The 25,935-nt window shown below is 70.9% G+C and carries 21 protein-coding genes; 15 read left to right on the top strand and 6 right to left on the bottom strand.

What is annotated here, in order from left to right; all coding sequences use genetic code 11:
• The first annotated feature begins 70 nt into the window (after positions 1 to 70).
• Positions 71 to 913 (top strand): response regulator transcription factor, encoded by an 843-nt coding sequence (locus tag ACIBQZ_RS34870; RefSeq protein ID WP_396093106.1) that lies wholly within the window; start codon positions 71 to 73, stop codon positions 911 to 913.
• 544 nt (positions 914 to 1,457) lie between these two features.
• Here ACIBQZ_RS34870 and ACIBQZ_RS34865 read toward each other — a convergent pair.
• Entirely contained in the window at positions 1,458 to 1,859 is a 402-nt protein-coding gene (locus ACIBQZ_RS34865) for a DUF5319 domain-containing protein (RefSeq protein WP_396093119.1), read from the bottom strand.
• A 120-nt stretch (positions 1,860 to 1,979) separates the two neighbouring features.
• On the opposite strand from ACIBQZ_RS34865, the gene guaB reads away from it, so the two are divergent.
• The 3 genes from guaB (at position 1,980) to ACIBQZ_RS34850 (ending at position 6,370) form a co-directional block, all read left to right on the top strand.
• Entirely contained in the window at positions 1,980 to 3,467 is a 1,488-nt protein-coding gene (guaB, locus tag ACIBQZ_RS34860; RefSeq protein ID WP_396093105.1) for an IMP dehydrogenase, read from the top strand.
• 14 nt (positions 3,468 to 3,481) lie between these two features.
• Positions 3,482 to 4,600, top strand: a complete 1,119-nt coding sequence (locus ACIBQZ_RS34855; protein WP_396093104.1) for a GuaB3 family IMP dehydrogenase-related protein — start codon at positions 3,482 to 3,484, stop codon at positions 4,598 to 4,600.
• Between the two features lie 351 nt (positions 4,601 to 4,951).
• On the top strand, positions 4,952 to 6,370 hold the full coding sequence (locus tag ACIBQZ_RS34850; RefSeq protein WP_396093103.1) for a M1 family aminopeptidase: 1,419 nt from the start codon (positions 4,952 to 4,954) through the stop codon (positions 6,368 to 6,370).
• A 5-nt stretch (positions 6,371 to 6,375) separates the two neighbouring features.
• On the opposite strand, the gene ACIBQZ_RS34845 is transcribed toward ACIBQZ_RS34850, so the two are convergent.
• Positions 6,376 to 7,464 (bottom strand): LCP family protein, encoded by a 1,089-nt coding sequence (locus ACIBQZ_RS34845; RefSeq protein ID WP_396093102.1) that lies wholly within the window; start codon positions 7,462 to 7,464, stop codon positions 6,376 to 6,378.
• A 147-nt stretch (positions 7,465 to 7,611) separates the two neighbouring features.
• On the opposite strand from ACIBQZ_RS34845, the gene ACIBQZ_RS34840 reads away from it, so the two are divergent.
• The 3 genes from ACIBQZ_RS34840 (at position 7,612) to guaA (ending at position 12,790) form a co-directional block, all read left to right on the top strand.
• A complete protein-coding gene (locus ACIBQZ_RS34840) occupies positions 7,612 to 9,387 on the top strand; it encodes a S8 family serine peptidase (RefSeq protein ID WP_396093101.1) in 1,776 nt (591 codons plus the stop codon).
• Between the two features lie 107 nt (positions 9,388 to 9,494).
• The gene (locus ACIBQZ_RS34835; RefSeq protein ID WP_396093100.1) at positions 9,495 to 11,216 is read left to right on the top strand and encodes a S8 family serine peptidase; all 1,722 of its coding nucleotides are present in this window, start codon (positions 9,495 to 9,497) and stop codon (positions 11,214 to 11,216) included.
• 20 nt (positions 11,217 to 11,236) lie between these two features.
• On the top strand, positions 11,237 to 12,790 hold the full coding sequence (guaA, locus tag ACIBQZ_RS34830; RefSeq protein ID WP_396093099.1) for a glutamine-hydrolyzing GMP synthase: 1,554 nt from the start codon (positions 11,237 to 11,239) through the stop codon (positions 12,788 to 12,790).
• Between the two features lie 6 nt (positions 12,791 to 12,796).
• Here the strand turns inward: guaA and ACIBQZ_RS34825 are convergent, their stop codons facing one another.
• Positions 12,797 to 13,078, bottom strand: a complete 282-nt coding sequence (locus tag ACIBQZ_RS34825) for a PspC domain-containing protein (protein ID WP_396093098.1) — start codon at positions 13,076 to 13,078, stop codon at positions 12,797 to 12,799.
• 228 nt (positions 13,079 to 13,306) lie between these two features.
• Here ACIBQZ_RS34825 and ACIBQZ_RS34820 point away from each other — a divergent pair, with 228 nt between their 5' ends.
• From ACIBQZ_RS34820 to ACIBQZ_RS34810, 3 genes are all read left to right on the top strand, one after another.
• Positions 13,307 to 14,254 carry an NUDIX hydrolase gene (locus ACIBQZ_RS34820; protein ID WP_396093097.1) on the top strand — a complete coding sequence of 316 codons (948 nt, stop codon included), beginning with the start codon at positions 13,307 to 13,309 and terminating at the stop codon, positions 14,252 to 14,254.
• A gap of 5 nt (positions 14,255 to 14,259) precedes the next feature.
• Positions 14,260 to 15,162 carry an NUDIX domain-containing protein gene (locus ACIBQZ_RS34815; protein WP_396093096.1) on the top strand — a complete coding sequence of 301 codons (903 nt, stop codon included), beginning with the start codon at positions 14,260 to 14,262 and terminating at the stop codon, positions 15,160 to 15,162.
• 256 nt (positions 15,163 to 15,418) lie between these two features.
• On the top strand, positions 15,419 to 16,399 hold the full coding sequence (locus ACIBQZ_RS34810; protein ID WP_396093095.1) for a CDP-alcohol phosphatidyltransferase family protein: 981 nt from the start codon (positions 15,419 to 15,421) through the stop codon (positions 16,397 to 16,399).
• 54 nt (positions 16,400 to 16,453) lie between these two features.
• Here ACIBQZ_RS34810 and ACIBQZ_RS34805 read toward each other — a convergent pair whose 3' ends face one another.
• From ACIBQZ_RS34805 to ACIBQZ_RS34795, 3 genes are all read right to left on the bottom strand, one after another.
• The gene (locus tag ACIBQZ_RS34805; protein WP_396093094.1) at positions 16,454 to 17,698 is read right to left on the bottom strand and encodes a phosphatidylserine decarboxylase; all 1,245 of its coding nucleotides are present in this window, start codon (positions 17,696 to 17,698) and stop codon (positions 16,454 to 16,456) included.
• Between the two features lie 105 nt (positions 17,699 to 17,803).
• Positions 17,804 to 18,286, bottom strand: coding sequence for a phage holin family protein (locus tag ACIBQZ_RS34800; RefSeq protein ID WP_396093093.1), 483 nt, complete (start codon positions 18,284 to 18,286; stop codon positions 17,804 to 17,806).
• On the bottom strand, positions 18,283 to 19,938 hold the full coding sequence (locus ACIBQZ_RS34795) for a PspC domain-containing protein (RefSeq protein ID WP_396093091.1): 1,656 nt from the start codon (positions 19,936 to 19,938) through the stop codon (positions 18,283 to 18,285). Before ACIBQZ_RS34795 ends, ACIBQZ_RS34800 begins: the two co-directional genes overlap by 4 nt.
• A gap of 176 nt (positions 19,939 to 20,114) precedes the next feature.
• Here ACIBQZ_RS34795 and ACIBQZ_RS34790 point away from each other — a divergent pair, with 176 nt between their 5' ends.
• From ACIBQZ_RS34790 to ACIBQZ_RS34770, 5 genes are all read left to right on the top strand, one after another.
• The gene (locus tag ACIBQZ_RS34790; RefSeq protein ID WP_396093117.1) at positions 20,115 to 21,377 is read left to right on the top strand and encodes a PspC domain-containing protein; all 1,263 of its coding nucleotides are present in this window, start codon (positions 20,115 to 20,117) and stop codon (positions 21,375 to 21,377) included.
• The gene (locus tag ACIBQZ_RS34785; protein WP_396093090.1) at positions 21,374 to 22,039 is read left to right on the top strand and encodes a response regulator; all 666 of its coding nucleotides are present in this window, start codon (positions 21,374 to 21,376) and stop codon (positions 22,037 to 22,039) included. Before ACIBQZ_RS34790 ends, ACIBQZ_RS34785 begins: the two co-directional genes overlap by 4 nt.
• Positions 22,040 to 22,308: 269 nt before the next feature.
• Complete coding sequence (locus tag ACIBQZ_RS34780) at positions 22,309 to 23,943, top strand: ABC transporter substrate-binding protein (RefSeq protein WP_396093089.1); 1,635 nt, start codon at positions 22,309 to 22,311, stop codon at positions 23,941 to 23,943.
• 131 nt (positions 23,944 to 24,074) lie between these two features.
• Positions 24,075 to 25,001, top strand: coding sequence for an ABC transporter permease (locus tag ACIBQZ_RS34775; protein ID WP_396093088.1), 927 nt, complete (start codon positions 24,075 to 24,077; stop codon positions 24,999 to 25,001).
• Positions 24,994 to 25,935, top strand: a complete 942-nt coding sequence (locus ACIBQZ_RS34770) for an ABC transporter permease (protein WP_396093086.1) — start codon at positions 24,994 to 24,996, stop codon at positions 25,933 to 25,935. The genes ACIBQZ_RS34775 and ACIBQZ_RS34770 overlap by 8 nt, the downstream gene beginning before the upstream one ends.

The following is a 25,935-nucleotide window of genomic DNA, read 5'->3' as shown; positions in this document are numbered from 1 at the left end:
TTTTTTCCATCTAAAGCGCGTAATGCTGCGGCCGTTGCGTGATCTCCTCTGAGAGAGAAGGAGGATCACTGTGCGTACCGTCCTCGTGTGCGTCCGAACCCCACTTGCGGCCCAGACCGTCGCCTCTACCGCGGCCCGGCTCGGCATGACCGGGGTCGTGCGGACGGCGGTCAGCGAGACCGAGGCCATGATCCGACTGGCTGAAAGGCCGGCCGAGGTTGTCCTGGCTGACACCGCCGTGACCCGTCCCGACAGCGTCGGTTTCACCCGCCGCGTCCTCGCCCGTGCCCCACAGGCACAGGTCGTCCTCTTCGGCGCCGAAGACCCCCGGGTCGCCGCTGCCGCCGTCGCCGCCGGCGCCCGTGGAGTCATCCGCGGCGTCGAGCATGATCTGGTCAGTGTCGTCGCCAAGGCGTTGCTGCTCCTGCTGCTGCCGGTGCGGCCGCAGGGCATGCCGATCAACGGCGCGAACGCCCAACCGGCAACGGTCGGTGGCGCCGGGCGCAACAACAACTCGGCAACGGCCCGCGGCCTGCACCGCGACGGGCTGGCCATGGCCGGCACGCCGAACGCGGCCGGCATGCCGGCGATGCTGCCGAACTCACCGATGGTCCCGGCCCAGCGCGGCGACGGGTCGGACATCGACCCGGCGACCGGGCGCCCGATGGTCTGGCCGGGCAACGACACCGGCCGAACCGACGGCGCCACGGGCCGGCGGCTCACGCTCACCGAGCGCGAACTGCAGGTCCTGCGAGGCATGGCCGACGGCAAGAGCAACGCGGAGATCGGCCGCGAACTCTTCGTCTCGGAAGACACGGTCAAGACCCACGCCCGCCGCCTCTTCCGCAAACTGGGCGCCCGCGACCGAGCGCACGCGGTAGCCGCCGGCTTCCGCGCCGGCCTGGTCGCCTGACCGGAACCGACAACGAAACGGCACAATCCGCGCGTGGTGCGCGTGGTGCGCGTGGTGCGCGTGGTGCGCGTGGTGCGCGTGGTGCGCGTGGTGCGCGTGGTGCGGGCGGGTGTGTATGAGGCGCATGCGCTACGTGGTGCGTGCGTTGCGCGTGGTGCCTGCGGGGTTCATGTGACGCATGCGCCGCGTGCGGCGCCAGCGCGGGTGCATGCGACTTGTGCGCTCCGCGTTGGTGCGTGCGCTGCGTGCGCTGACCGCAGTGCGCGTGGTGAGTCACCGGAGCCTGACGCACGTGCGCGTGACGCCAGTGAGGCACCGGACGTGCGTTGTGCCCGCGGAGCAGGCGGTGCTTCCGGCTGCGGTACAGATGATCGTGCGGTGCGCGTGAGGCGTGGTGCGGGTCATGCCGCGGTGTGCGTGATACGCGAAGGGCGACAAACACGGCCAGCCGCCCACCGGCCACGCCAACCCACCCTGCGAACTTCAGCCGACCGAGCCCGGCACCAGACATCTATCGGAACCAACAGCTTGAGGGCGGACTCGTTCAGCTCTGCTCGTCGTCGGTGCCCTCGGTGAGGGTGTCGTGCACACCGTCCGCATACCCGCGCGCGTATTCCCACGTCACGTAGTGGTCCGGGTCCGGGTCGTAGGCCGGCTCGTGCACCCGGGGCCGCCCGTTGCTCAGCAGATGGCGCAGGTTTCCCCGCAGCAGATCCCAGTCGAAGTAGTGCGGTTCGTGGCAGTCCTCACACTCGATCACCAGGCCACGGATCCCCGTCGGACTCAGCAGCGCCTGGTAGATCTCCAGGTCGGAGAGGTCCTCAAGAACGTCCTGCCGCTCGGCCTCGGTCAGCGGGTCGGTCTCGGCGTCCTCCGAGAGGTCGTCGAGTCCGGCGGCCGGGTCGGCGGGGTCGCCGTTGAACGGGTCGATCGGCTCTTCTTGCACGATGTCTACCGTACCCATGTCGGGGCACTGTGTGCTGGCCCGCACGCGCTGTCCGCCCGACAGATGCCCCTAGCTGGATGGGTAGGATGAAACACTCCGCCTCTTCGCTAGGGATGATCTGTGGATAACGAGTCCGCCCGCACGGTTCCGTTGGGTCTCACCTTCGACGACGTGCTCCTGCAGCCGGGCGAATCGGACGTCGTGCCGAGCCGCGTCAACACCATCACCCGGATGACCCGCAACGTCGAGCTGTCCATCCCGCTGCTCTCCAGCGCCATGGACACGGTCACCGAGGCGCGGATGGCGATCGCGATGGCCCGTCAGGGCGGCATCGGTGTGCTGCACCGCAACCTCTCGCTCGAGGATCAGGCTTCCCAGGTCGACCTCGTCAAGCGGTCCGAGTCCGGGATGATCACCAACCCGGTCACCTGCAGCCCCGACGACACCCTGCGTGAGGTCGACGCGCTCTGCGGCCGCTACCGCATCTCCGGCCTGCCGGTCGTCGACGCCGAGGGCGTACTGGTCGGCATCGTCACCAACCGTGACATGCGCTTCGTCACCGACCACAGCGTCAAGGTGCGTGAGGTCATGACGAAGATGCCGCTGATCTCCGCGCCGGTCGGCGTCAGCAAGGACGAGGCGCTGGCGCTGCTGCAGCGGCACAAGGTCGAGAAGCTGCCGCTGGTCGACGACTCCGGCCGGCTGCGCGGGCTGATCACGGTCAAGGACTTCACCAAGAGCGAGCAGTATCCGAACGCCGCCAAGGACCCGCAGGGCCGGCTCCGGGTCGCCGCCGCGGTCGGTGTCGGCGACGACGCCTACAAGCGGGCCCGGCTCCTGATCGACGCGGGCGTCGACGTGGTCATTGTGGACACCGCGCACGGTCACCAGCGTGCGGTGCTGGAGATGGTCGCGCGGCTCAAGAAGGACACCAGCACGGACATCGTGGGCGGCAACATCGCGACGTACGCGGGAGCCAAGGCCCTGGTCGAGGCCGGCGCCGACGCGGTCAAGGTGGGCGTGGGCCCCGGCGCGATCTGCACCACCCGGATCGTCGCGGGTGTCGGCGTGCCGCAGATCACCGCGGTGATGGAGGCCTCGCGGGCCTGCCGCCCGGCGGGGGTTCCGGTCATCGCCGACGGCGGCATCCAGTATTCGGGCGACATCGCCAAGGCGATCGTGGCCGGCGCCGACACCGTGATGCTCGGCGGGCTGCTGGCCGGTTCCGAGGAGAGCCCCGGCGACCTGATCTTCATCAACGGCAAGCAGTTCAAGACCTACCGCGGGATGGGCTCGCTGGGCGCCATGCAGTCCCGTGGCCAGGCGAAGTCGTACTCGAAGGACCGCTACTTCCAGCAGGACGTCACCGAGGACAAGCTGGTGCCGGAAGGCGTCGAGGGCCAGGTGCCGTACCGGGGTCCGCTCTCCCGGGTGGCCCACCAGCTGATCGGCGGGCTGCGCGCGGCGATGGGTTATGTCGGAGCCGAGACGATCCCGGACTTGCAGGACAAGGGCCAGCTCATCAGGATTACCGCTGCGGGTCTCAAGGAGAGCCACCCGCACGACATCCAGATGACCGTCGAGGCTCCCAACTACCACTCCCGTTAGAAGGATGATCCGACATGCGTGACGTGGTGGAAATCGGTCTCGGCAAGACCGCCCAGCGCGGGTACCACCTGGACGACATCGCGATCGTCCCGAGCCGGCGCACCCGCGACGTGGACGACGTGTCCACCGAGTGGAAGGTCGACGCGTACCCGTTCAAGATCCCCTGCGTCGCGCATCCGTCGGACGCCACGATGAGCCCGCACTCGGCGATCGCCCTGGGCCGCCTCGGCGGCCTGGGCGTGCTCAACGCCGAAGGCCTGTGGACCCGCTACGAGGACCCGACGAAGATCCTCGAGGAGCTCGCCGGGCTCGACGAGGAGGCGGACGCGACCAAGCGCCTGCAGGAGGTCTACTCGGAGCCGATCCGGCCGGAGCTGATCGCCGAGCGCGTCCGCACCATCCGCGAGGGCGGCGTCACGGTCGCCGTCCGGGTGTCACCGCAGCACACCCTCGCGCTGGCCCCGGTGATCCTCGACGCGGGCGTCGACCTGCTGGTCATCCAGGGCACGCTGGTCTCCGCCGAGCACGTGTCCACCACGGACGAGCCGCTCAACCTCAAGGAGTTCATCGCCGACCTGGACCTCCCGGTGATCGTCGGCGGCTGCACGGACTACAAGACCGCCCTGCACCTGATGCGCACCGGCGCGGCCGGCGTGATCGTCGGCATCGGCGCCGACGAGTGGTCCACAACGGACACGGTGCTCGGCATCCGCGTACCGATGGCAAGCGCGATCGCCGACGCGGCCGCCGCCCGCCGCGACTACCTGGACGAAACCGGCGGCCGCTACGTGCACCTGATCGCGGACGGCGGCATCCAGACCTCCGGCGACATCGCCAAGGCAATCGGCTGCGGCGCGGACGCGGTCATGCTGGGCGAGCCGCTGTCCTTGGCCGAGGGCGCCCCGGCCGGCGGCGCCTGGTGGCACTCGGCGGCAAGCCACCCGAAACTGCCCCGCGGCGGCTTCTGCATCGCCGGCGAGCCGGACGGCTCTCTCGAGGAGCTGCTCTACGGCCCGGCCCAGCGCCCGGACGGCCAGCTGAACCTCTTCGGCGGGCTGCGGCGCGCGATGGCCAAGTGTGGCTATCACGACGTCAAGGAATTCCAGAAGGTGTCGTTGGTCCTCGACCGCTGAGGATCAAAATCCAATTCCTGTCGTGCCTGGTTGCATGGTGCTGACCGTCGCTCCCGCCGAACGCGGGGTGGTTGCAGGGTGGGCTCGGGGCGCCCTTGCTGCCTTGCCGTAGGCCTGTGTCTCGTTGCACGGCCATTCTTGTGGCGCTGGGGCGCGCTGCGTCGCGTCGGCCGACGTCCGCTCTGTCACCGCTGCCCGGCCATGCCTCGCGCTGCGGTGGGTCTGCGGGGCGCCGGGATGCTCAGGTCGACGGTTGGTGGGTGGGTCGTCTTGGGGGTTTCTTTGGTGCGCGGCTTCGGGGGGCTTTCGCGTCGGGGACGTAACGTCGGTGCCGTGATGCACAGAGGGCGTATGCGCAGGGTGGGTGCCGCCGGTGCCGTGGTGATGGTGCTGGTTTCGGCGGGGTGTACCGGGGATGGGGATCCGGCGCCGGCGCCCTCGGTTTCGGTTGCGCCGCCAAGTTTTGCTCCGGGGGCCGGGGGAGCGGGTGATCCGTATTTTCCGACGTATGGCAATGGTGGGTATGACGTCGGGGGTTATGACCTCAAGCTGACCTATGCGCCGGCCTCCGGGCGGCTTGCGGGGACTGCGACCATCACGGCCACCGCCACCCAGGATCTGTCGGCGTTCAATCTGGACCTTGCGCATCTTGTCGCGAGCAAGGTGACGGTTGACGGGCAGGCCGCCACCAGCACGGCCGACGGGGATGAGCTGGTGGTCACCCCGGCGGCCGGGATCGTCAAGGGGCGGGCCTTCACCGTTGTTGTCGACTACGGCGGCAAGCCGCAGGCGCTCGACAACGAGACGCTGGGTGTCGGCGGGTGGCTGCGGACCGAGGACGGCGCTTTTGCCCTCGGGCAGCCCGAGTCCGCCAGCACCTGGTTCCCGGTCAACGACCATCCTTCCGACAAGGCCACCTTCGCGCTTTCGATGACCGTGCCGGACGGGCTTGAGGTGCTCAGCAACGGCGTGCCGGGTGAGCGGGTCACCGACGCCGGGAAGACCACCTGGCGGTGGGCCGAGAGCAAGCCGCTGGCCAGTTATCTCGCGTTTGTGGCGATCGGGCAGTACCGGGTGCGGACCGGCACGCACGACGGCAAGCCGATGATCATCGCTGTTCCGGACTCGCTTCCCGCCGACGGGCCGGCCGCCAAGTCGCTGGAGCGCACCGGTGAGGTTCAGGATTTCCTGGTGACCCAGTTCGGGCCGTATCCGTTCGACTCGTCCGGCGGGGTGGTGCTGGATGACGACCGGGTCAGCTATGCGCTGGAGACCCAGTCGCGGCCCGTGTACGGCAGCACCTTCTTCATCGGCCCGCCGAACGTCACGGTGGTCGCCCACGAGCTCGCGCACCAGTGGTACGGGGACAGCGTCGCCCTCGCCCGCTGGCAGGACATCTGGCTCAACGAGGGCTTCGCCACGTACGCGGAATGGCTCTGGCAGGAGCACGAGGGTGACCGGACCGCCCAGCAGTCCTTCGACCGGGTCTACTCGGGATTCAACTGGTCGGTGCCGACCGGCGACCCCGGCCCGCAGCGGCTCTTCGGCGACGCCGTCTACCAGCGCGGCGCCATGACGGTGCACGCCCTGCGCCGCACGATCGGTGATCCCGCGTTCTTCGCCCTGCTCAAGTCGTGGCCGGCCGAGCACCGCGACGGCAACGTCCGGACCGAGGACTTCGTCGCCGCCGCGGAACGGGCCGCCGGCAAGGATCTGGGTGACTTCTTCGAGGCGTGGCTCTTCGGCACGGAGAAGCCGCCGCTGCCCTGACCGTCCTATTTGTGCACGAGTTCGGGATGCTTGGCCAGGTACGCCGCCGGGTCGCCGTTCGCCACCGCGCGCAGGAAGCCGCGACCGGTCGCGTTGAGCTGCTCGCCGATGTAGCCGCCGCCGCTGTAGACGGCACCGCCGGGCAGGCCGACCATGGTCAGCTTGCCGGGGGCGAGGTTGCGCAGCGCGTACGCGTACTCGATCGGGGTGCGCTCCCCGCTGAAGACCAGGGTGTCGCCCAGCGCCGTCAGCACCGACTGCAGTTTGGCCTGGTCGGTCGCGAGACCGGCGTCCTCGGCCTTGGTCAGCAGCGCCTTGACGAGCTGGCGCTGGTGCCGCTGGCGGGTGTAGTCGCCGCCGGCCGTGTACCGCTGCCGGGCGTAGTCGATCGCCTGCCAGCCGACCAGCTCGCGGGTGCCGGGCAGGTAGGTGGCCTGCGGGCCGACGTATCCGCCGCCGCCCGAGCGCAGCGTGCGGGCCGTGCCGTCGGGGCGGCGGTGCTGGGAGACGACCTTCTGATCGATCTTGAGGGTGACCCCGCCGAGCGCGTCGGTCAGCTTGCTCAGGCCGTTGAAGGTGAGCACCGCGCCGGCGTCGAACTCCTTGATGCCGGTGTACTTCGAGATGGTCCGGGCGAGCAGTTCGTAGCCCTGCGCCACGTTCGGCTTGTCGGTGCCCCGGACCTTGGCGCCGTCGCTCATCGCCTCGGTGAGCTTGTGCCGGCCGCCGCCGTAGCCGTTCTTGGCGAACGCCGGCACGTCCACCCGCAGGTCCCGGGGCAGCGAGTAGAGGTAGCCGCGTTCCAGGCCGGCGTCGACGTGCAGCAGCATGATGGCGTCGGAGTGCGGCTGCCAGTCCGGGATGGACACCCGGGTGTCGACCCCGAGGATCAGCAGGTCGAGCGGGCCGGTGATGTCGGCGCCGGGGGACGGGGCCGGGCTCGCGGAGGTGGGCAGCGCCGAGGGCACCGCGCCGGGCTCGGCCGCCGGTGGGGGCTCGTCGGATCCGCCGCGCAGCGCCAGGACGACGCCCCCGGCCAGCAGCAGCACCACGACGACCCCCGCCGCTGCCCAGAGCAGCCTGTTAGTCCGCATGCTGGAACAGTAGGGGACGGTCACCACCAGCTCAACGCCCCGATGATCTCGCGTGATGGAACGGGGCATGGAAATATGGAAGATCGGCCGTACGCTGACCGCCGCGATTGCCGAGGCGGCGGTCGGACACGGGGAGGCACGGCCTAGATGAAGCACGTCACACGGCGGGTGACCGTCGGTGCGCTGTCAGCTGCGGTAGTAGCGACGATGGCGGGAGTATCGACGTGGGCGCTCGCGGGTGAGACCCCTGCCGACGCTCCGGTCCGGCTGATCGTCAGCACCAAGTCCGGTGCCGACACGACGGCGCCGCTGCGCACCGTCTCGTCCATGGGTGTCCGGGCGCTCGACACCGCCGGCCCGGCGCAGCAGGCGATGGCCACGCTGCGCGCGCAGACCCTCGAGGTCTCCCAGGCCCGCAGCGAGAAGGTCATCGCGGCGCTGCGCAGCGACCCCTCGGTGGCGTACGTCGAGGTGGACCACGTGCGCAAGGCCTCCGAGGTGAGCCCGAACGACCCGATGTACACCGACGGCCACCAGGGTGAGCTGGACCAGGTCCGGCTGCCCGCGGCGTGGGAGTCCGGCACCGGGGGCGCCATCAAGATCGCCGTGCTCGACACCGGCGTGACCGCGGCCCGCGACCTGAGCGGCGCGGTGATCGGTGGCTGGAACTACGTCGGCAACAGCAGCAACACCGCCGACGACTTCGGCCACGGCACCCGGGTCGCCTCGATCATCGCGGCCCGCGGCAACAACAACGCCGGGATGGCGGGCGGCTGCTGGTCCTGCGTGATCCTGCCGGTGAAGGTGCTGGACAAGAACGGCAGCGGCTACGACAGCAACGTCGCCAAGGGTGTCATCTACGCCGCCGACAAGGGCGCCAGCATCATCAACATGTCGCTCGGCGGCACCGCGTACAGCAAGACCCTCTCCGAGGCCGTCGCGTACGCGAACCGCAAGGGCGTGCTGGTCGTCGTCGCCGCCGGAAACGCGGGCCTGACCTCGGCCAAGAACACCAAGATGTACCCGGCGGCGCTGACCGACGTGCTCGCCGTGGGCGCCACCGCCAAGGGCTCCGACGAGCGCGCCGACTTCTCCAGCTTCAACAAGGCCGGCGACACCTGGGTGGACATGGCCGCCCCCGGCGTCATCACCGCCATGGACCCGGCCGGCGTCTACCACACCGACCAGGAGGGCACCTCGTTCGCGGCGCCGATGGTCGCCGGTGCGGCCGGTCTGATCAAGACGGCGCACCCGTCGTACACCGGCTGGTCGATGCAGCGCGCGCTGCTCTCGTCGGCCCGCCCGATCGCGTCCGACGGCTGGTCCAAGTACGGCATGCTCGACGCGGCGAAGGCCCTGACGATCGACACCGACGTCACCCCGCCGACCATCACGGGCGTGTCCTCGCCGGGCTCCGGCAGCCGCAACCACGGCACGATCACGGTCACCCCGACCGGGATCAAGGACAACGCGTCCGGCATCCGCAACGTCTACCTGTACGCCGACGGTGTCTACAAGGCGCAGGACTACACCGCGCCGTACTCGCTGAAGTACAACAGCGCGGGGCGCAACGGCACGGTCAACCTGCAGGTGCGGGTCTTTGACAAGGCCGGCAACCGGACCGACTTCGACCGCTCGATCATCGCCGACAACACCCTGCCCACGGTGAAGATCGCCAGCGGGCCGAAGAACAAGGCGAAGGTCAAGGGCACCGTCAAGATCACGGCGACCGCCTCCGACAAGTACGGGGTGCGCCGGGTCGAGCTGCTGATCCAGGGCAAGGTCATCCAGAAGGACGCCACCTCGCCGTACGCCTTCTCCTTCACGGCCTCGAAGTATCCGAAGACGATGAAGGTGCAGATCCGGGCGATCGACAACGCCGGCAACGTCAAGTACGACACGGCGCGCACCTACACGCGCTGACCCGTCCGTTCGGAAGCCCTCGCCGCGCTCGCGGCGGGGGCTTCCTGCTACCCGATCGCACCTGATCCGGTCCGGCGTTTCACCGTCGCGGCACCGACCGTGGTGACATGAATCTGCGTGCGCTGACTGTCGGTGTCCTGGTGGGTGGCATCACGCTGGCGGGCGGCTGCCCGGCCGGCGCGGCGCCGGCGGACCAGCCGGCGGACCAGCGGGCGGACCAGCCGGCGGTCTCGCTGGTCGTGGGCCTGCGCGCCGCCACCGACGTGGTCGCCACCCTGGAGCGCAGCGTCGACGTGATGGACAGCGAGCCGCTCGCCGGCGCGGTCACCGTCGATGTGCCGGCCGACCAGGTCGCCGAGGCCACCGATGTGCTGCGCGCCGATCCGGCCGTGGCCTACGTGGAGCGCGACGGGATCGCCCGGGCCGCCACGGTTACCCCGGACGACCCGGCCTTCGCCGCCCAGTGGGGCATCAAGAAGGCCGGCGTCGACACCGCCTGGGAGACCACCCGGGGCTCCGGCGCGATCATCGTCGCCGTGGTCGACACCGGCGTGAAGGTGCTGCCCGACCTCGCCGGCCGGGTGCTGCCCGGCCGCGACTTCGTCAACAAGGACAGCAACGCCACCGACGACCAGGGCCACGGCACCATGACCGCGGGCGTGATCGCGGCCCGTGGCGACAACGGCACCGGGATCGCCGGCATCTGCTGGACCTGCCAGATCCTGCCGGTCAAGGTGCTCGACGCCCAGGGCTCCGGGTCGTACAGCGACATCGCGGCGGGCATCCGCTGGTCGGCCGACCGGGGCGCGGACATCGTCAACCTCTCGCTGGGCGGCGACTCCGACAGCCGGTTGCTGCGCGACGCGGTGGCCTACGCGACCGGCAAGGGCGCGCTGGTGATCGCCGCCGCGGGCAACGAGGGCAGCGCGGTGCCGCACTTCCCGGCTGCCATCCCGGCCGTGCTGGCGGTGGGCGCCTCGACGACCTCCGACAGCCGCTACTCGTGGTCCAACTACGGCAGCAGCTGGGTCGACATCGCCGCGCCCGGCTGCAACCCGGCGCAGGCCCGCAACGGCGTCGTCGGCCAGTTCTGCGGCACGTCCTCGGCCACCCCGGTGGTCGCCGGCATCGCCGCGCTGCTCGCCTCGACCACCCCGACGCCGACCGCCGCGACCATGCGCACGGCGCTGACCAGCTCGGCCGACAAGATCTCCGGCAGCTGGGTGCCGACGTCGGCCGGCCGGGTCAATGCCGCGGCCGCGCTGGCCTCGCTGCCGGTCACCGACGACCACGTGTCGCCGGCCACCTCGTTCCTGGCGCCCAGCGGCAACGCGCTGGTGCGGGGCACGGTCGCCGTCTCGGCGTCGGCCACCGACGACATCGGTGTCGCCAAGGTGCTGCTGCTCGCCGACGGCGTGGTGGTCGGTACGGACCGGGTGGCGCCCTACGGGTTCGCCTGGAAGACGTCGGGCCGGGGCGGGTCGGTGACGCTCGGGCTGCGGACGTACGACCGGGGCGGCAACGTGATCAGCGCCACCCGCCAGGTCATGCTCGACAACTGGGGCCCCGCGATCCGCATCACCGGCCCGGCCAGCGGCACCCGGCACGTCCGCAAGACCCGGTACGTCGCCGCCACGGCCGCCGACACCCACGGCGTGACCCGGCTCGAGCTGCTGGTGGACGGCAAGGTGACCCAGCGGTACGTCGGCAGCACCCGCAGGTTCGCGGTGCAGACCTGGAAGCACGGCGCCGTCATGACCGTGCAGGTACGCGCCTACGACAAGGCCGGCAACGTGCGGTACGCCCCGGCCCGGAAGTGGTACCGCTGACGCCGGTAAACTCGCGCCTCATGAGCACACCCCGCCCGGTTCTCGTCGTCGACTTCGGTGCCCAGTACGCCCAGCTGATCGCCCGCCGGGTCCGCGAGGCCCGGGTCTACTCGGAGATCGTGCCGCACTCGATGCCGGTCGCGGAGATGCTCGCCAAGGACCCGGCGGCGATCATCCTGTCCGGCGGACCGTCCAGTGTGTACGAGCCCGGCGCCCCGTCGCTGGACCCGGCGATGTTCGACAACGAGGTCCCGGTCTTCGGCATCTGCTACGGCTTCCAGGCGATGGCCCAGGCGCTGGGCGGCACCGTCGCGCACACCGGTTCCCGGGAGTACGGCCGCACCCTGCTGTCCCCGGTCGCCGAGGCCGGCACCCTGCTCCGGGAGCTCCCCGCGGACCTGCCGGTCTGGATGTCGCACGGCGACTCGGTGACCGAGGCCCCGGCGGGCTTCGCGGTCACCGCCTCCTCGCTGGGCGCCCCGGTGGCCGCGTTCGAGGATCTGGTCACCCGGCGGGCCGGGGTGCAGTTCCACCCCGAGGTGGCGCACACCCAGCAGGGCCAGGAGATGCTCCAGCGCTTCCTGTACGACATCGCCGGGCTCGAGCCGACCTGGACCTCGTCCAACATCATCGACGACCAGGTGGCCGCGATCCGCGCCCAGGTCGGCGACAAGCAGGTCATCTGCGGGCTGAGCGGCGGCGTCGACTCGGCGGTCGCCGCGGCGCTCGTGCACAAGGCGATCGGCGACCAGCTCACCTGCATTTTCGTCGACCACGGCCTGCTGCGCGCCGGCGAGGCCGAGCAGGTCGAGAAGGACTACGTGGCGGCGACCGGCATCCGGCTCAAGGTGGTCGACGCCGCCGACCAGTTCCTCGGGCACCTGGCCGGGGTCACCGACCCGGAGCAGAAGCGGAAGATCATCGGCCGCGAGTTCATCCGGACCTTCGAGGCGGCGGCCCGCGAGCTCGACGCCGAGCGGCACATCGAGTTCCTGGTCCAGGGCACGCTCTACCCGGACGTGGTGGAGTCCGGCGGCGGCACCGGCACGGCCAACATCAAGTCCCACCACAACGTCGGCGGCCTGCCGGACGACCTGCAGTTCGCGCTGATCGAGCCGCTGCGCACGCTGTTCAAGGACGAGGTGCGGGCGCTCGGCGCCGAGCTGGGCCTGCCCGAGGAGATGGTGCAGCGGCACCCGTTCCCGGGCCCGGGCCTGGCGATCCGGATCATCGGCGCGGTCGACCGGCAGCGGCTCGACGTGCTGCGCGCGGCCGACCTGATCGCCCGCGAGGAGCTGACCGCGGCCGGCCTGGACCGCGACGTGTGGCAGTTCCCGGTGGTGCTGCTGGCCGACGTGCGCAGCGTGGGCGTGCAGGGCGACGGCCGCACCTACGGGCACCCGGTCGTGCTGCGGCCGGTCTCCAGCGAGGACGCCATGACGGCGGACTGGTCGCGCCTGCCGTACGACCTCATCGCCAAGATCTCCACCCGGGTCACCAACGAGGTGCCCGAGGTCAACCGGGTGGTCCTCGACGTGACGAGCAAGCCCCCGGGCACCATCGAGTGGGAGTAGGGCCGGTCAGCCGGCCGGCGGCGGCGGGGGCTGACCCCAGGTGGGGTCGGCCGGGTCGCGCCACACCGGCTCGGTCGGTGCGGGCTCCTCGGGCATCAGGAACCAGGCGATCGGGTACGCGAGCACCGCCGCGCCCCAGGTGAGGGCGGCGAGCACGACGAACCCGACCCGGATCAGCACCGGGTCGACGGCGAGGTAGCGGCCGATCCCGCTGCACACGCCCGCCACGATGCGGTCGTCGAGCGGGCGCCGGAGCTGCTTGTACGGAGCAACGGTCGGTGTGTTCATATGCCAAGGATGGGCCGCGGACCCACCCGGCCGCCTCGGTGAGAGCCCCGATTCCGACCCTGATTCGGCTCGCCCGGATGGGTGATTCGCGGGCTTTGCTGTGTGTTACTGCCCGCGTGCACTCGGTGCGGAGAACCGCCCTGAACAGCGATTACTGTGGGCTATCGTCCTGTCAGGAATCCGACAGTCGTCGCGTGCAGGTAACATAAACCGGGCAAGATGCCGCCCGTGACCCCCGCACTTGAGCCGCTGCGCAGGATTGCGGCATATGCCGTCGCGACCGATCCCCAAGGTCGCGTCCTTCTCGTTCGTGCCTCGACCCGGTCCGGCACCCCGGGTGTGTGGTCCCTGCCCGGCGGTGCCGTCGACCACGGGGAGGACCCGAACCACACCGTGGTCCGGGAGACCGCCGCGGAGACGGGCCTCTCCGTCGCCGTCGCCGGCCTGCGCGACGTGCTCGCCGACATGCGGTCGCTGCCGCACCGCGGCGTCACGATCCACACCGACCGCCTGGTGTACGAGGTGACGATCCGCGGCGGCAACCTCTGCGACCGGGTGGGCCAGCCCACCGACCTGGCCCGCTGGCACACCCTGGAAGAGGCCGAGAAGCTGCGCCTGCGGCCCTTCACGGCCGCCGCCCTGGGCCTGTCCGCCGCCTCGGCCGACCTGCGGCCCGAGGAGGTGCCGGACTTCCCGTCGTTCTACGCCGTGGCCGGCCCGGACGGGCTGCACCGCGCGCAGCGCTTCGCCGCGTACGCGATCGCCACCGACCCGGACGACCGGCTGCTGCTCACCCGGATCGCCCCGGGTTACCCCGGCGCCGGCTGCTGGCACCTGCCCGGCGGCGGCACGGACTACGGCGAACAGCCCGGCACCGCGCTGATCCGGGAGCTCGTCGAGGAGACCGGCCAGCAGGGGCGGCTGGTGGCGCTGCTCGGCGTGGCCAGCCACCGCGACGCGGCCTCGCTGGGCCCCGAGGGTTACCCGATCGACTGGCACGGCGTGCGCGCGTTCTACCGGGTCGTCGTCGACGCGCCCACCGACGTGATCGTCGGGGACGTCGGCGGCTCCACCTCCGAGGCCTGCTGGATGGCTCTCAAGGAGGTCGCCCAGCTGCCGGCCGACCGGCTGACCGAGGTGACAGCCGAGGCGCTACGGGCGGCGCGGCTAGCCTGAGGGGCGTGAAGGTCAGACGAATCGGCGCGTACGGCCTGTGCCGGGACGACGCCGGCCGGGTCCTGCTCGCCCGCAACTCACGCCTGTCGACGTTCCCCGGCCTGTGGACGCTGCCGGGCGGGGGCGTCGAGCAGGGTGAACACCCGGACGACACGGTGGTCCGGGAGTTCGCCGAGGAGACCGGACTGACGGTGAGCGTGACGGGCCTCCGTTCGGTTACCGCGGACGTGTTCCGGCTGCCGGGAACGGATACGTGGGAGCACACCGATCGGATCATCTACGACGTGCGGCCGGACGGCGGCAGCCTGCGCAACGAGGCCGAGGGCACCACGGAACTGGTGGACTGGGTGGACCCGGCCGGCCTGCCGCTGATGCCGTTCACCGCGGTGGTGCTCGGGCGGGACGGGACGCCTTCGGACGTACCGGATGATCCGGCCGAAAGGGTCGCACCCACGCCGGGTCGCGGGCAGCGCTTCGGCGCCTACGGCCTGGTCACCGACCCGGCCGGGCGGATCCTGCTGAGCCGGATCGCGGAGGGTTACCCGGGTGCGGGCCTCTGGCACCTGCCCGGCGGCGGCACCGACCACGGCGAGCTGCCGGAGGTGGCGCTGGCCCGGGAGATCCTGGAGGAGACCGGGCAACTCGGACGGGTGACCGGGCTGCTGGGCACCTCGCACCGGCACGACCCGGCCGCGCGCGGCCCGGAGGGGGTGCCGGTCGACTGGCACGCCGTCCGGGTGCTCTTCCGGGTGCAGGTCGACGAGCCGAGCGCCCCGGTGGTCCTGGAGGCCGGCGGCTCGACGATCGAGGCGGGCTGGTTCGATGCCGCCACGGTGGGTAATTTACCGCTGACGGAGGTGACCCGGGATGCGGTGCTCCGGCTGACCGCGGAAACGGCGCACCGATGATCGCCCTGGAACGGCTCGGTTAGACTCGTCACAGGGCCAGGCAGTGAACGCGCCTTCCTCGCCCACAGGAGGATGAAAACTCCAGAGGACGTCGTTGCACACGATGGTCGATGAGGTCTGCGAGGTCTATCGCCAAGACCGCCCGGCTATGCGATTGTGTAACCCGCCCAAATGACTGTCCGTAGACGTACGGGCGAAGGGCAGCACCCCGTGACGGCTCATGCCGGCGGGCACCCGACCCCAGTTGGAGGAGCACGTGCCGAGAACCCCTTGGCGCCGGCGTCGCACGACGGATAGTCCCCGTCCCGCCGGACGTCGTTGGGCAGGCCGGCTGCGCCGTGGCGGAACGCTCGCCCGGCAGGCCCTGTTGGTGCGCGTGGGGCGCAGGTCCGGCGATGCCGGGCGAGCTGCCACCGCCACCCGGGCCGAGGTGATCTACACCGGCACGGAGCTCGTACCGTCCCCGTTCGGCCGCGGCCGCACGGTCGCCACGTCCGGCAGCCACGGCCCCGCGGTCCTGGCCCCGCCCTTCGTGGTCGAGGCGGACTCCGCCTCCCTGCTGCCCGGCGCGCACACCATGCGCCGCCGGGTCAGCTTCGCGCTGGTCAACGCGTGCACCCTGGCCAGCCTCGGGCTGGGCCTGATGGCGATCTTCCTGGCCATGCAGGGCGACGTCCGGATCGCGGCCGCCTGCCTGGTGGCCTGCGTCGGCTTCGACGGGCTCGACGGGGCGCTGGCCCGCAAGCTGGGCGTCTCCAGCCCGTTCGGCGCGCAGATGGACTCGCTGGCCGACATGTGCTCGTTCGGCCTGGCCGCGCCCGTGGTGGTCTACGCCGCGCTCGCGCACACCGTGCCGACGGCGGTCGCCGCGGTCGCCTGCATCCTGGTGGCCGGCTGCGCCGCGATCCGGCTGGCCCGGTTCAACGTCTCGCCCAAGGACGGCAAGTTCTTCTCCGGCGTGCCGACGACCATGGCCGCGGCGGTGCTGGCGCTGACCGTGCTCATCGGGCTGCCGCTGCCGGGCATCGCGGTGCTGGGCGGCGTGGCGCTGCTGGCGTTCGCGATGGTGTCCAGCTTCCCGTACGCGAAGCTGGCCCGGCTGGTGAAGCTCCCGCCGTGGCTCTGGCTGCTGCCGATCGTGGGCGCGTTCGTCGACCCCCGGCTGACCTTCGTGCTGCTCGTGGGCGCGTACCTGGTCAGCGGACCGGTGATGTGGATGCGCGCCAAGCGCGTCTGACCCCGTAAGACGGAAAAGGGCCGGCCCGCGAGGGCCGGCCCTTTCGCGTCGGTGCTACTTCCAGCGGGCGATGACCGAGCTCGCGCCGATGACCTTGTCGCCGACCGCGACGACCGCCTCGGCCCGGTCCGCCGGCAGGTAGACGTCGGTGCGCGAGCCGAACCGGATCAGGCCCATCCGCTCGCCGCGCGCCACCAGGGTGCCGACCGGGGTACGCTGCACGATCCGGCGGGCGATCAGGCCGGTGCGCTGGGCCACCACTACGGTGCCGTGGTCGGTGTCCAGCACCGTGTACGCCGCCACGTTGTGTTCGGCCGCCGCGGTCATGGCGTTGGCGTAGCCGCCGTCGATGACGAAGTAGTCCGTCACCCGGCCGGCCACCGGCACGCGGTTGACGTGCACGTCCAGCACCGACAGGAACACCGCGACGCGCAGGAACTCACCGGCGCCCAGCCGCTCGTCGGTGAGCCGCTCCACCGACAGCACCCGGCCGTCGCTGGCCGCCACGACGGCGTTCGCCTCGGTCGGCACGTCGCGCTCCGGGTCCCGGAAGAACGCCGCGACCGGGGCCGCCGCCAGGGCCGGGAGCAGCCACAACTTCGACTTCGGCCGGAGCGTGCGGGCGAGCCCGGCCAGCCCGAGCGCGATGCCGGCGGCGGCGACGCCGTTGGAGTCGATGTGCATGCCCCGGGTGACCGGCACGCTCGACGGCCGGTACGCCGGCGCCAGCGTCGCGGCCACCGCGGTGTCCGCCTGGCTGAAGCGCAGCTTGTGCACGCGCAGCGGCGGCTGGTTGCGGGTCACCAGGTCGGTGCCGACCCCGTAGAGGGCGCTCTGCCGGAAAAGCTCGGCGGCGGCGCCACCGGTGCGGCCGGGCACCGCCGGGGTCGCCACGGCGACGACAGCGCCCTCGGCGAGGTATTTGCTCAGGCCCTCCAGCAGCGCCCGGGCCTCCTCGGCGGTGCCGGTGAGCGGCTCGCCCAGGATGACCACGTCGGCCGGGTCGGCCTCGCCCAGCGAGTCGACGATCCGGACCCGGTCGGCGATCCAGCTGCCCAGGCCGGTGATGTGGTCCCGGAGCAGCTCGGCGGTGCTGCGCTCGCCGGCGACCAGGGTCAGGGTGTCGCCCGGCAGCAGCGCCTCGATGGCGGCGGCCACCACGGTCGAGGCGTGGTCGGCGCCGATCACCAGGGCGGTCGTGGCGGCGTTGTGGCGGGCGAACTCGGCGGTGAGGGCGCGCGCGGCGCGCGGCCCGACGCCGGTCACGGGTGCGGTGGACACGGCGGGAAACGGCGTCATGGCGGTGCGGGCTCCTCGCGCTGTGGGATTTCCTCTGCTTGAAGAGCATATTGCGCCGGTCGCGGGCCTCACCCGTTGGTGTGGCCCGCGACCGGCAGTGGTTGCTCAGCTGCGCTGCGGCGCGCCGTCCGGATCCCCGTCGGCGCCGAGATCCACCCGGGTCACCTCGGCGGTCGGCTCGTCGGTCTCCTCGGGCTTCGGCGCCGGCGGCGCCGAGGCCGGTGCGGCCGGTGCGGCGGCCGGCGGGCTCGAGACCGGGTGCTTCAGGTACGCCGGGTGCAGGTCGACCCGGTCCGCCGGGTTGTCCAGCAGCTCGCGCACGATGTCGGCGTGCATCTCCGGCGGCAGGTCACCGGGGGTCTCCACCTGCGCCTCGGCCTGCACCGGGGCCGGCACCTCGGTGCGCCGGCCGGAGCGGATCGCCCCGAGCAGCCCGATCGCGCCGAACAGGATCAGCCCGCCGGCCACCAGCCAGCCCGCGGCGGGCAGGTGCACGGTCACCACCTGCGCGATCGCCCACCAGATCGCGACGAGCAGGAAGACCAGCCCGAAACTCAGCGAGATGCCGTCGGTACGGTGCGGCCTCATCGGGTCACCTCCAGGTCACCGGTGTTCAGTTCGACGGTCAGCCGCAGCGAGCCGCCGCCGGCGCCGTCCGGTCCCAGGTCCGTGACCTCCTGCGAGCCGAGGTCCTGACCCTCCCACTCGCGGCCGAAGATCCGGGCCCGGCCGCCGTCCATCCGTACGGTCGTGGTGGCGTCGACGTTGTCCGGCAGCAGGATCTTGATCTGGCCGACCTTCATGGTCACGGTGGTGGCCTGTTCCTTGCCGGCGAAGTCGACCGCGCGCAGGTCCAGGGTGGCCGAGCCGATGGTGAAGTCGTAGCGGTCCGCGACCGCGCCGATGCTCTGCGGCCGGTAGGAGCTGTTGCCCAGCTCGCCGCCGAAGGTCTCGGCCCCGCTCGAGATGCCCAGGCCCAGGCAGGCCAGCAGCGCGAGGGCGATGAGCCCGCGGGCCCGGCCGAACCAGGCGCCGACGACCAGGCCGAGGCCGATCGTGGCGAGCGCCGCGGCGAAGTAGGCCGAGACGGTGATGTCCGCGCCGGAGACGTCGATCATGGCCAGCAGGCCCATGACCACCACGACCATGAAGAACGTGATCCGGCCGAGCTTGGAGCGTTCGCGGCGGGGCTTCGGCGGGCGGGGCGGCCGCGGCGGCATGGGCGGCATGGGCGGCCGGTTGCCGCTCTGGGCCCACGGGCCGTGCGGGGCGAACGGCGGGCGGTAGCCACCGGTCGGCGGCCCGAACTCGGGCGGCCGGGGCGGCGCGTAAGCGGTGCTGGGTGGCACGTAAGCCCCCTGGGTGTAGTTGGGCGGAGTCGGTGGCAGGGGCGCGGTCACCGGTTCGCCGGCCGGTGCGGCCGCGGCCGGGAACGGGGTCGTGGCGGGCGCGTCCGGCGCGTCCGGAGCCGTGGCCGGGGGGTAGGTGGCCTGCGGAAACGGGGCCGGACCCGCCGCCGCGGCGGACCAGGCGCCGGCCGCGGCGGCACCGGGTGCGGCGGACGGCGGCGCGCCGGCGGCGTTCGCCCGGCTGCCGCGCTTGAGCAGCAGGCCGCCGCAGACCAGGACCGCCGCCGCGAGCAGGGTGGCGCGGAACCCGTCGCGGACGATGAAGGCGAAGGTCAGCGCGGCCGCCCCGCCCAGCAGCACGATGGACAGCGGGGCCGTCGCCGAGCGGCCCCGGCCGAGCAGGGACTCGATCGGCGAGGCGGTGTCGCCCTCGGCCGGGATGAGCAGCCAGCCGACCAGGTAGATGAGCACGCCGACGCCGCCGAAGAAGCCCAGCACGGCCAGCAGCACCCGCCACAGCACCGGGTCGGTGTTGGTGGCGTTGGCGATCGCGCCGGAGACCCCGGCGACGTACCGGCCGCGGGTGGGGCGGATCAGCTTCTCCCGGACGAAGGTGGGCCCGCTGTCCGGTGCGCCGAACCACGGCGGCGGCTGCGCACCGGGCGGCGGCGTGCCACCCGGGGGCGGCGGCGGAGTGGCGCCGGGCGGAGGAGCGGCGCCGGGCGGCAGGTCGGCCACCGGCGGGGCGTCCGCGGCGGGCGGCTCGTAGGCCGGAGGCAGATCGGCCGGCGGCGGAGACGGAGCCGGCGCCGGCGGCGGGACGGCGGAAGGTGCCGGAGCGTCCTGCGACGACCCGGCAGCTTCGCGGGACTGGGCAGCTTCGTCGGTCATGCCTTTGATACTGGTGCTCCGGCCACCCGAACCGCCTCAGGCGGTGACCCTGAGGCCACCCTGAGATCCGGCGGTGCCGGGGATGGGGGAGTTTCCCCGTGGCCCGCGACCCCCGCCGCGTGTGACGATCGAACAGGCCGCAGCCCCTGCGCGCCGGAAGCCTGGAGGAGGAAGCGATCACCGTCACCGCCGCACCACCGACATCGCGCCGGCTGTACCGGCCGCGCGACCACCGGGTGATCGCCGGTGTCGCGTCCGGCCTGGCCCGCCATCTCGGCGTCCCGGTGACCGCGGTCCGCATCGCCCTCGTGCTGCTGCTCGGCTTCAACGGCCTCGGCCTGCTGCTCTACGCGGTCTTCTGGGCGGTGCTGCCGCAACAGCTCTCCACCGGTGAGCGCACCCGCCGGGACCTCGGCCTGCTGCTCCCGTTCGGGGCGATCGGCCTCGGCGTGATCCTGTTGCAGGGCCTGCTCTTCGGCGACAACGGCGTGGCCGGCACCGCGGGCTGGCTCATCGCGGTCACCGCGGTGGGCGCGGGCGTGATCTGGCACCAGTCCGATCCGACCCGGCGCGGCCAGTGGGCCGAGGCCAGCCCGCAGGCGCCGTGGCTCGCCGCCGTGGTTGCGGAGAGTGACCGCCGGTCGTTCCTGTTCCGCTTCATCGGCGGCGGCGTCCTGGTCGCGGTGGGCGTGATCGGCATCCTCGCCGTGTACGCGCCGGCGGGCAATCTGAGCGCCGTCTTCAACGGCGTGATCTTCGCGCTGGTCGGCCTGCTCGGGGTCGGCGTGGTGGTCGCCCCGCTGCTCTGGCGCACCTTCAGCCAGCTCCGCTCCGAGCGCGAGGGTCGCATCCGCGAGCAGGAACGTGCCGAGGTGGCCGCCATGATCCACGATCAGGTGCTGCACACCCTGGCGCTGATCCAGCGCAACTCCACGGACATCAAAGAGGTCCAGCGGCTGGCCCGGGGCCAGGAGCGCAGCCTGCGCAACTGGCTCTACAAACCGACCGCGTCGCCCACCGAGCGGTTCGCCGCCGCGCTCGAGCAGGCGGCCGCGGAGGTCGAGGACACGTACGCCATCTCGGTGGAGACCGTGGTCGTCGGCGATACGCAGTGTGACGATTCGGTCGCCGCCCTGGTCGCCGCCGCCCGGGAGGCCCTGGTGAACGCGGCCCGGCACGCCGGGGTCCAGACCGTGTCGCTCTACGCCGAGGTGGAGGCCGAGGAGCTGAGCGTGTTCGTCCGCGACCGCGGTGCGGGCTTCGACCTGACGGCGGTGGAGGATACAAGACACGGCGTCCGTGGGTCGATCATCGGGCGGATGCGGCGGCACGGCGGCAAGGCCGAGATCCGCAGCGCCCCCGGCGACGGCACCGAGGTACGCCTGACGCTGCCGGTCACCCGGGAGAGCGTCACCGCCGGAAAGGAGACAGCACGATGACCGAGCCTGTAGCCGAGGAGACCCGGCGGCTGACCGTGTTCCTGGTCGACGACCACGCGATGTTCCGGGCCGGCGTGCGCGCCGAGCTGGGCGCGTACGTGGAGGTGGTGGGCGAGGCGAGCACGGTGGCCGAGGCGATCACCCGGATCGCCGCGACCCAGCCGGACGTGGTGCTGCTGGACGTGCACATGCCCGACGGCGGTGGCCGGGCGGTGCTGGACGCGATGCGGCGCAGCCATCCCCAGGTCAAGTTCCTGGCGCTGTCGGTCTCCGACGCCGCCGAGGACGTCATCGGCCTGATCCGGGCCGGCGCCCGCGGCTACGTGACCAAGACGATCTCGCCGGACGAGCTGGCCGCCGCGGTCCGGCGGGTGGCCGACGGTGACGCCGTGTTCAGCCCGCGGCTGGCCGGGTTCGTGCTGGACGCGTTCGCCTCGCGGCCCGACGTGCCGGTCGCGGACCCCGAGCTGGACCAGCTCACCAACCGCGAGCGCGAGGTGCTGCGGCTGCTGGCCCGGGGGTACGCGTACAAGGAGATCGCCAAAGAGCTCTTCATCTCGATCAAGACGGTGGAGACGCACGTGTCGAACGTCCTGCGGAAGCTCCAGATGTCCAACAGGTACGAACTGTCCAGGTGGGCGGCGGATCGGCGGCTCGTCTGACCCGCCTCCTCCGTCCGGTAGGGACGATTTGTCCCATCTAGCAGCAAACCGGACATCGGCCTTACAGAAAGTTATCGGACTACTACCGCGATTCCGAAACCCCTGGTCAGGAGCCTTTTGCTGACCGAAAGGACGATCTTCAAGGCGCTCTGGCGGCGCATCTGGCTAATATCGGCTTGATAACGGCGCCGCCAGGGCCTAGGGGCTCTGTGCGAAGGTGTCCTCTACTCACACAACCCCTCGTGAGCGCCCTTGAAGGAGTAACTCCCATGCTCGGGAATCGCCCATGGAAGATGGCGGTCGGCGCGACCGCCATCGCCTTGTTGGCCGCCGGTTGTTCAGGGGGTGGGTCGGAGGACACCGACACCGCCTCCAAGAGCATCGTCGTTGGTATCGGAGAGCCGCAGCACCTCATTCCGTCGAACACGACGGAGACCGGTGGCGCCCAGGTTCTCGCCGCGTTGTTCTACCCGCTCGTCGACTTCGACGAGCAGAGCAAGCCCGTCGAGGTTGGCGCCGAGTCGATCACCTCCGACGACAACAAGCTCTGGACCGTGAAGCTGAAGTCGGGCTTCACCTTCAGCAACGGCGAGCCGGTTGTCTCGGACAACTTCATCGACGCCTGGAACTACGGTGCGTACGGGCCCAACGCCCAGGGCGCGTCCTACTTCTACGAGCGCATCGAGGGCTACGCCGACCTGCAGTCGGTGGACCCGGACGGCGAGGAGGGCCCGAAGAAGGCCCCCGAGCCGAAGGCCAAGACGCTGACCGGCCTCAAGAAGGTTGACGACTCCACCTTCACGGTCACCCTGTCGGCGCCCTTCGCCGGCTGGGAGTCCGTCATGGGCTACACCGCTTTCCTGCCGCTGCCGAAGGCCGCCTTCTCCGCCCCCGGCGTCATCGCCGACGGGTTCGAGGACGCGATCATCGGTAACGGTCCCTTCAAGATGAAGGGTGTCTGGGAGCACGACTCGCAGATCGTGACCGAGAAGGTCGACGGCTTCAAGGGCAACGTCCCGAAGGTCGACGCCGTCACGTTCAAGATCTACCAGGACCAGAAGGCCGAGTACGCGGACCTCACCGCGGGCAACGTCGACGTGCAGACCTCGATCCCGATCGAGAGCCTCGCCGCCGCCCCGGGCGACCTGGGTGACCGCTTCCAGAAGAGCCCGAGCTCGTCGTTCCAGTTCGTCGGCTTCCCGACGTTCCAGGAAGAGTTCAAGAACGTCGACGTCCGGCGCGCGATCTCGATGGCGATCAACCGCCAGGAGATCACCGACCAGATCTTCCTCGGTTCGCAGACGCCGGCCACCGGCTTCGTGTCCCCGGCGGTTGCCGGTTACCGCGAGAACACCTGTGGTGACAACTGCAAGTACGACGCCGCCGCGGCCAAGACCCTGTACGACGCCGCCAAGGGCCCGAAGAAGATCCAGGTCACGTACAACGCCGACGGTGGCCACAAGGCCTGGGTCGACGCCATGTGCAACCAGATCAACAAGTCCCTGGGTGTCGAGTGCACCGGCGTGGGCGAGCCCAAGTTCGCCGACCTGCTCACCAAGGTCGAGAAGAAGGAGCCGGTCGGCCTCATCCGCCTCGGCTGGGTCATGGACTACCCGCTGATGGAGAACTACCTCGGCCCGCTGTACGCGACCGGTGGTTCCTCCAACTACTACGGTTACAGCAACCCGGCGTTCGACAACCTGGTGAAGGAGGGCTCGGCGGCGAAGACGACCGACGAGGCCATCACCAAGTGGCAGGCGGCCGAGGACATCCTCGCCAAGGACATGCCGGTCATCCCGCTGCGGTTCGGCCAGAACGTCTACGGCCACTCCGAGAAGGTCAAGAACGTCACGGTCGACATCTTCACGAAGGTTGACCTGTACAAGATCGAAGTCAACAGCTGATCTAGCCGTAAGTGCAGTGGTGGCGCCACGGATGATGTGAAACCGTGGCGCCACCGCTGTGTTCCCCCAACTGAAGCCGCCGCGCTCACGACGCCCGGCGGCGCATCTTCCGCGGAAGAGGCTAAATCCGTATGTTCCGCTATATCGTGCGGCGCCTACTCCAGATGGTCCTGACGTTCTTCGGGGCCACCTTCATCGTGTATGCGCTGATGTTCGCCAACCAGGACGACCCCCTCCAGGCCTTGGCGGGCGAACGACCCATCACCGAGAACGTTCGGCAGGTGCTGACGGAGCGTTACCACCTGAACGAACCCTTCCTTGTGCAGTACTGGTACTACATGAAGGGCCTGCTCACGGGCGACTTCGGCCAGTCGCTGACCGGCCGCCAGATCGACGACATGATGTCCCAGGCCTGGCCGGTGACCATCAAGCTCGGTCTGATGTCGATCGTCATCGCGGCCACCGTGGCCCTCGTCGCCGGCGTCATCTCCGGCATCCGGCGCGGCGGCATCTTCGACAACGTGACCCTGGTGATCACGCTGATCATCCTGGCGCTGCCGATCGTGGTGCTCGCCCCGATCACCCAGCTGATCTTCGGCATCAAGCTCGGGTGGTTCCCACCCACAGCCGGCGCTCATCCATCGTTCTGGGCACTGCTGCTACCGGCCATCGTGCTGGGCAGCATCGTCATCGCCACCGAGCTGCGGGTCACCCGCTCGTCCGTGGCGGAGAACCTGCGCTCCGACTACGTTCGCACGGCCCGCGCGAAGGGTCTGTCCCGCAAGCGGGTGATCGGCGTGCACGTGCTGCGCAACTCGCTCATCCCCGTGGTCACGCTCATCGGTGTCGACATCGGCGGCCTGATGTCCGGCGCCATCGTCACCGAGCGCATCTTCAACATCCCAGGCGTCGGGTTCAACCTCTTCCGAGGCATCACCACGGAGGACGGGCCGCTGGTGGTCGGTTTCGTCAGCATTCTCGTCATCGTCTTCCTGGTCGTGAACCTGCTGGTCGACCTGCTGTACGCCGCCCTGGACCCGAGGATTCGTTATGAGTGACCTGGAATCGGTAGTAGCGGCGCAAGGCCCCGGCGGCGGACAGGTCTCGGAGCCCCGGCACGCCGACAAGCGCGACAAGCCCCGCAGCCTCGCCGGCGACGCCTGGATCGACCTGCGGCGCAACAAGATCTTCTGGATCGCGGCGATCCTGGTCGTGATCATCGTGGCGATGGCGCTGTTCCCGTCGCTGTTCACCTCGGCGAACCCGCGCGACTGCGCGCTCAGCCGGCAGCACGACCCGGCCAGCGGCTCGGCCTTCTTCGGTTACGACTTCCAGGGCTGCGACGTCTACGCCAAGACCATCTACGGCGCCCGCGCGTCGATCCAGGTCGGCGTGCTCGCCACCCTGCTGTCCGGCGTGATCGGGCTGATCTTCGGCCTGGCCACCGGCTACTTCGGCGGCTGGGTCGACGCCCTGCTGTCCCGCTTCATCGACATCGTCCTCGGCGTACCGTTCCTGCTCGCCGCGATCGTGCTCGCCCGGCGGCTGACCGCCGACGCGTCGAGCACCGGTGTCGTCGCGGTGACCGTGACCCTGGGCGTGCTGGGCTGGACCACCGCGGCCCGGATCATGCGATCTTCGGTGATCTCGTCGAAGAACCAGGACTACGTCGCGGCCGCCCGCATGCTGGGCGCGGGACCGGGCCGGCTGATGCTGCGGCACATCCTGCCCAACTCGATCGCGTCCTTCATCGTGGTGCTGACGATCCTGCTCGGCGCCAACATCGCCAGCGAGGCGACGCTGTCCTTCCTCGGCATCGGCCTCAAGGGCGACGCCATCTCCTGGGGCATCGCGATCTCCGAGGCCGGTTCGTACGTGCGGGTCGCGCCGGAACCGCTGATCTGGCCCTCGGTCTTCCTGGCGGCCACGGTGCTGGCCTTCATCATGCTCGGCGACGCGGTCCGCGACGCCTTCGACCCGAAGCTGCGGTGA

The organism is Actinoplanes sp. NPDC049599 (assembly GCF_044465625.1).
Taxonomy (GTDB): domain Bacteria; phylum Actinomycetota; class Actinomycetes; order Mycobacteriales; family Micromonosporaceae; genus Actinoplanes.
Note: the sequence above shows the minus strand (reverse complement) of the source record. Positions and strands in the feature narration are given on the sequence as shown.

Bases quoted from the DNA above. Each gene is read 5' to 3' on its own strand.
- ACIBQZ_RS34855 (WP_396093104.1), top strand. From the start codon at position 3,482: ATGCGTGACGTGGTGGAAATCGGTCTCGGCAAGACCGCCCAGCGCGGG.
- ACIBQZ_RS34850 (WP_396093103.1), top strand. From the start codon at position 4,952: ATGCGCAGGGTGGGTGCCGCCGGTGCCGTGGTGATGGTGCTGGTTTCG.
- ACIBQZ_RS34845 (WP_396093102.1), bottom strand. From the start codon at position 7,464: ATGCGGACTAACAGGCTGCTCTGGGCAGCGGCGGGGGTCGTCGTGGTG.
- ACIBQZ_RS34840 (WP_396093101.1), top strand. From the start codon at position 7,612: ATGAAGCACGTCACACGGCGGGTGACCGTCGGTGCGCTGTCAGCTGCG.
- ACIBQZ_RS34835 (WP_396093100.1), top strand. From the start codon at position 9,495: ATGAATCTGCGTGCGCTGACTGTCGGTGTCCTGGTGGGTGGCATCACG.
- guaA (WP_396093099.1), top strand. From the start codon at position 11,237: ATGAGCACACCCCGCCCGGTTCTCGTCGTCGACTTCGGTGCCCAGTAC.
- ACIBQZ_RS34825 (WP_396093098.1), bottom strand. From the start codon at position 13,078: ATGAACACACCGACCGTTGCTCCGTACAAGCAGCTCCGGCGCCCGCTC.
- ACIBQZ_RS34805 (WP_396093094.1), bottom strand. From the start codon at position 17,698: ATGACGCCGTTTCCCGCCGTGTCCACCGCACCCGTGACCGGCGTCGGG.
- ACIBQZ_RS34800 (WP_396093093.1), bottom strand. From the start codon at position 18,286: ATGAGGCCGCACCGTACCGACGGCATCTCGCTGAGTTTCGGGCTGGTC.
- ACIBQZ_RS34795 (WP_396093091.1), bottom strand. From the start codon at position 19,938: ATGACCGACGAAGCTGCCCAGTCCCGCGAAGCTGCCGGGTCGTCGCAG.
- ACIBQZ_RS34785 (WP_396093090.1), top strand. From the start codon at position 21,374: ATGACCGAGCCTGTAGCCGAGGAGACCCGGCGGCTGACCGTGTTCCTG.
- ACIBQZ_RS34780 (WP_396093089.1), top strand. From the start codon at position 22,309: ATGCTCGGGAATCGCCCATGGAAGATGGCGGTCGGCGCGACCGCCATC.
- ACIBQZ_RS34775 (WP_396093088.1), top strand. From the start codon at position 24,075: ATGTTCCGCTATATCGTGCGGCGCCTACTCCAGATGGTCCTGACGTTC.
- ACIBQZ_RS34770 (WP_396093086.1), top strand. From the start codon at position 24,994: ATGAGTGACCTGGAATCGGTAGTAGCGGCGCAAGGCCCCGGCGGCGGA.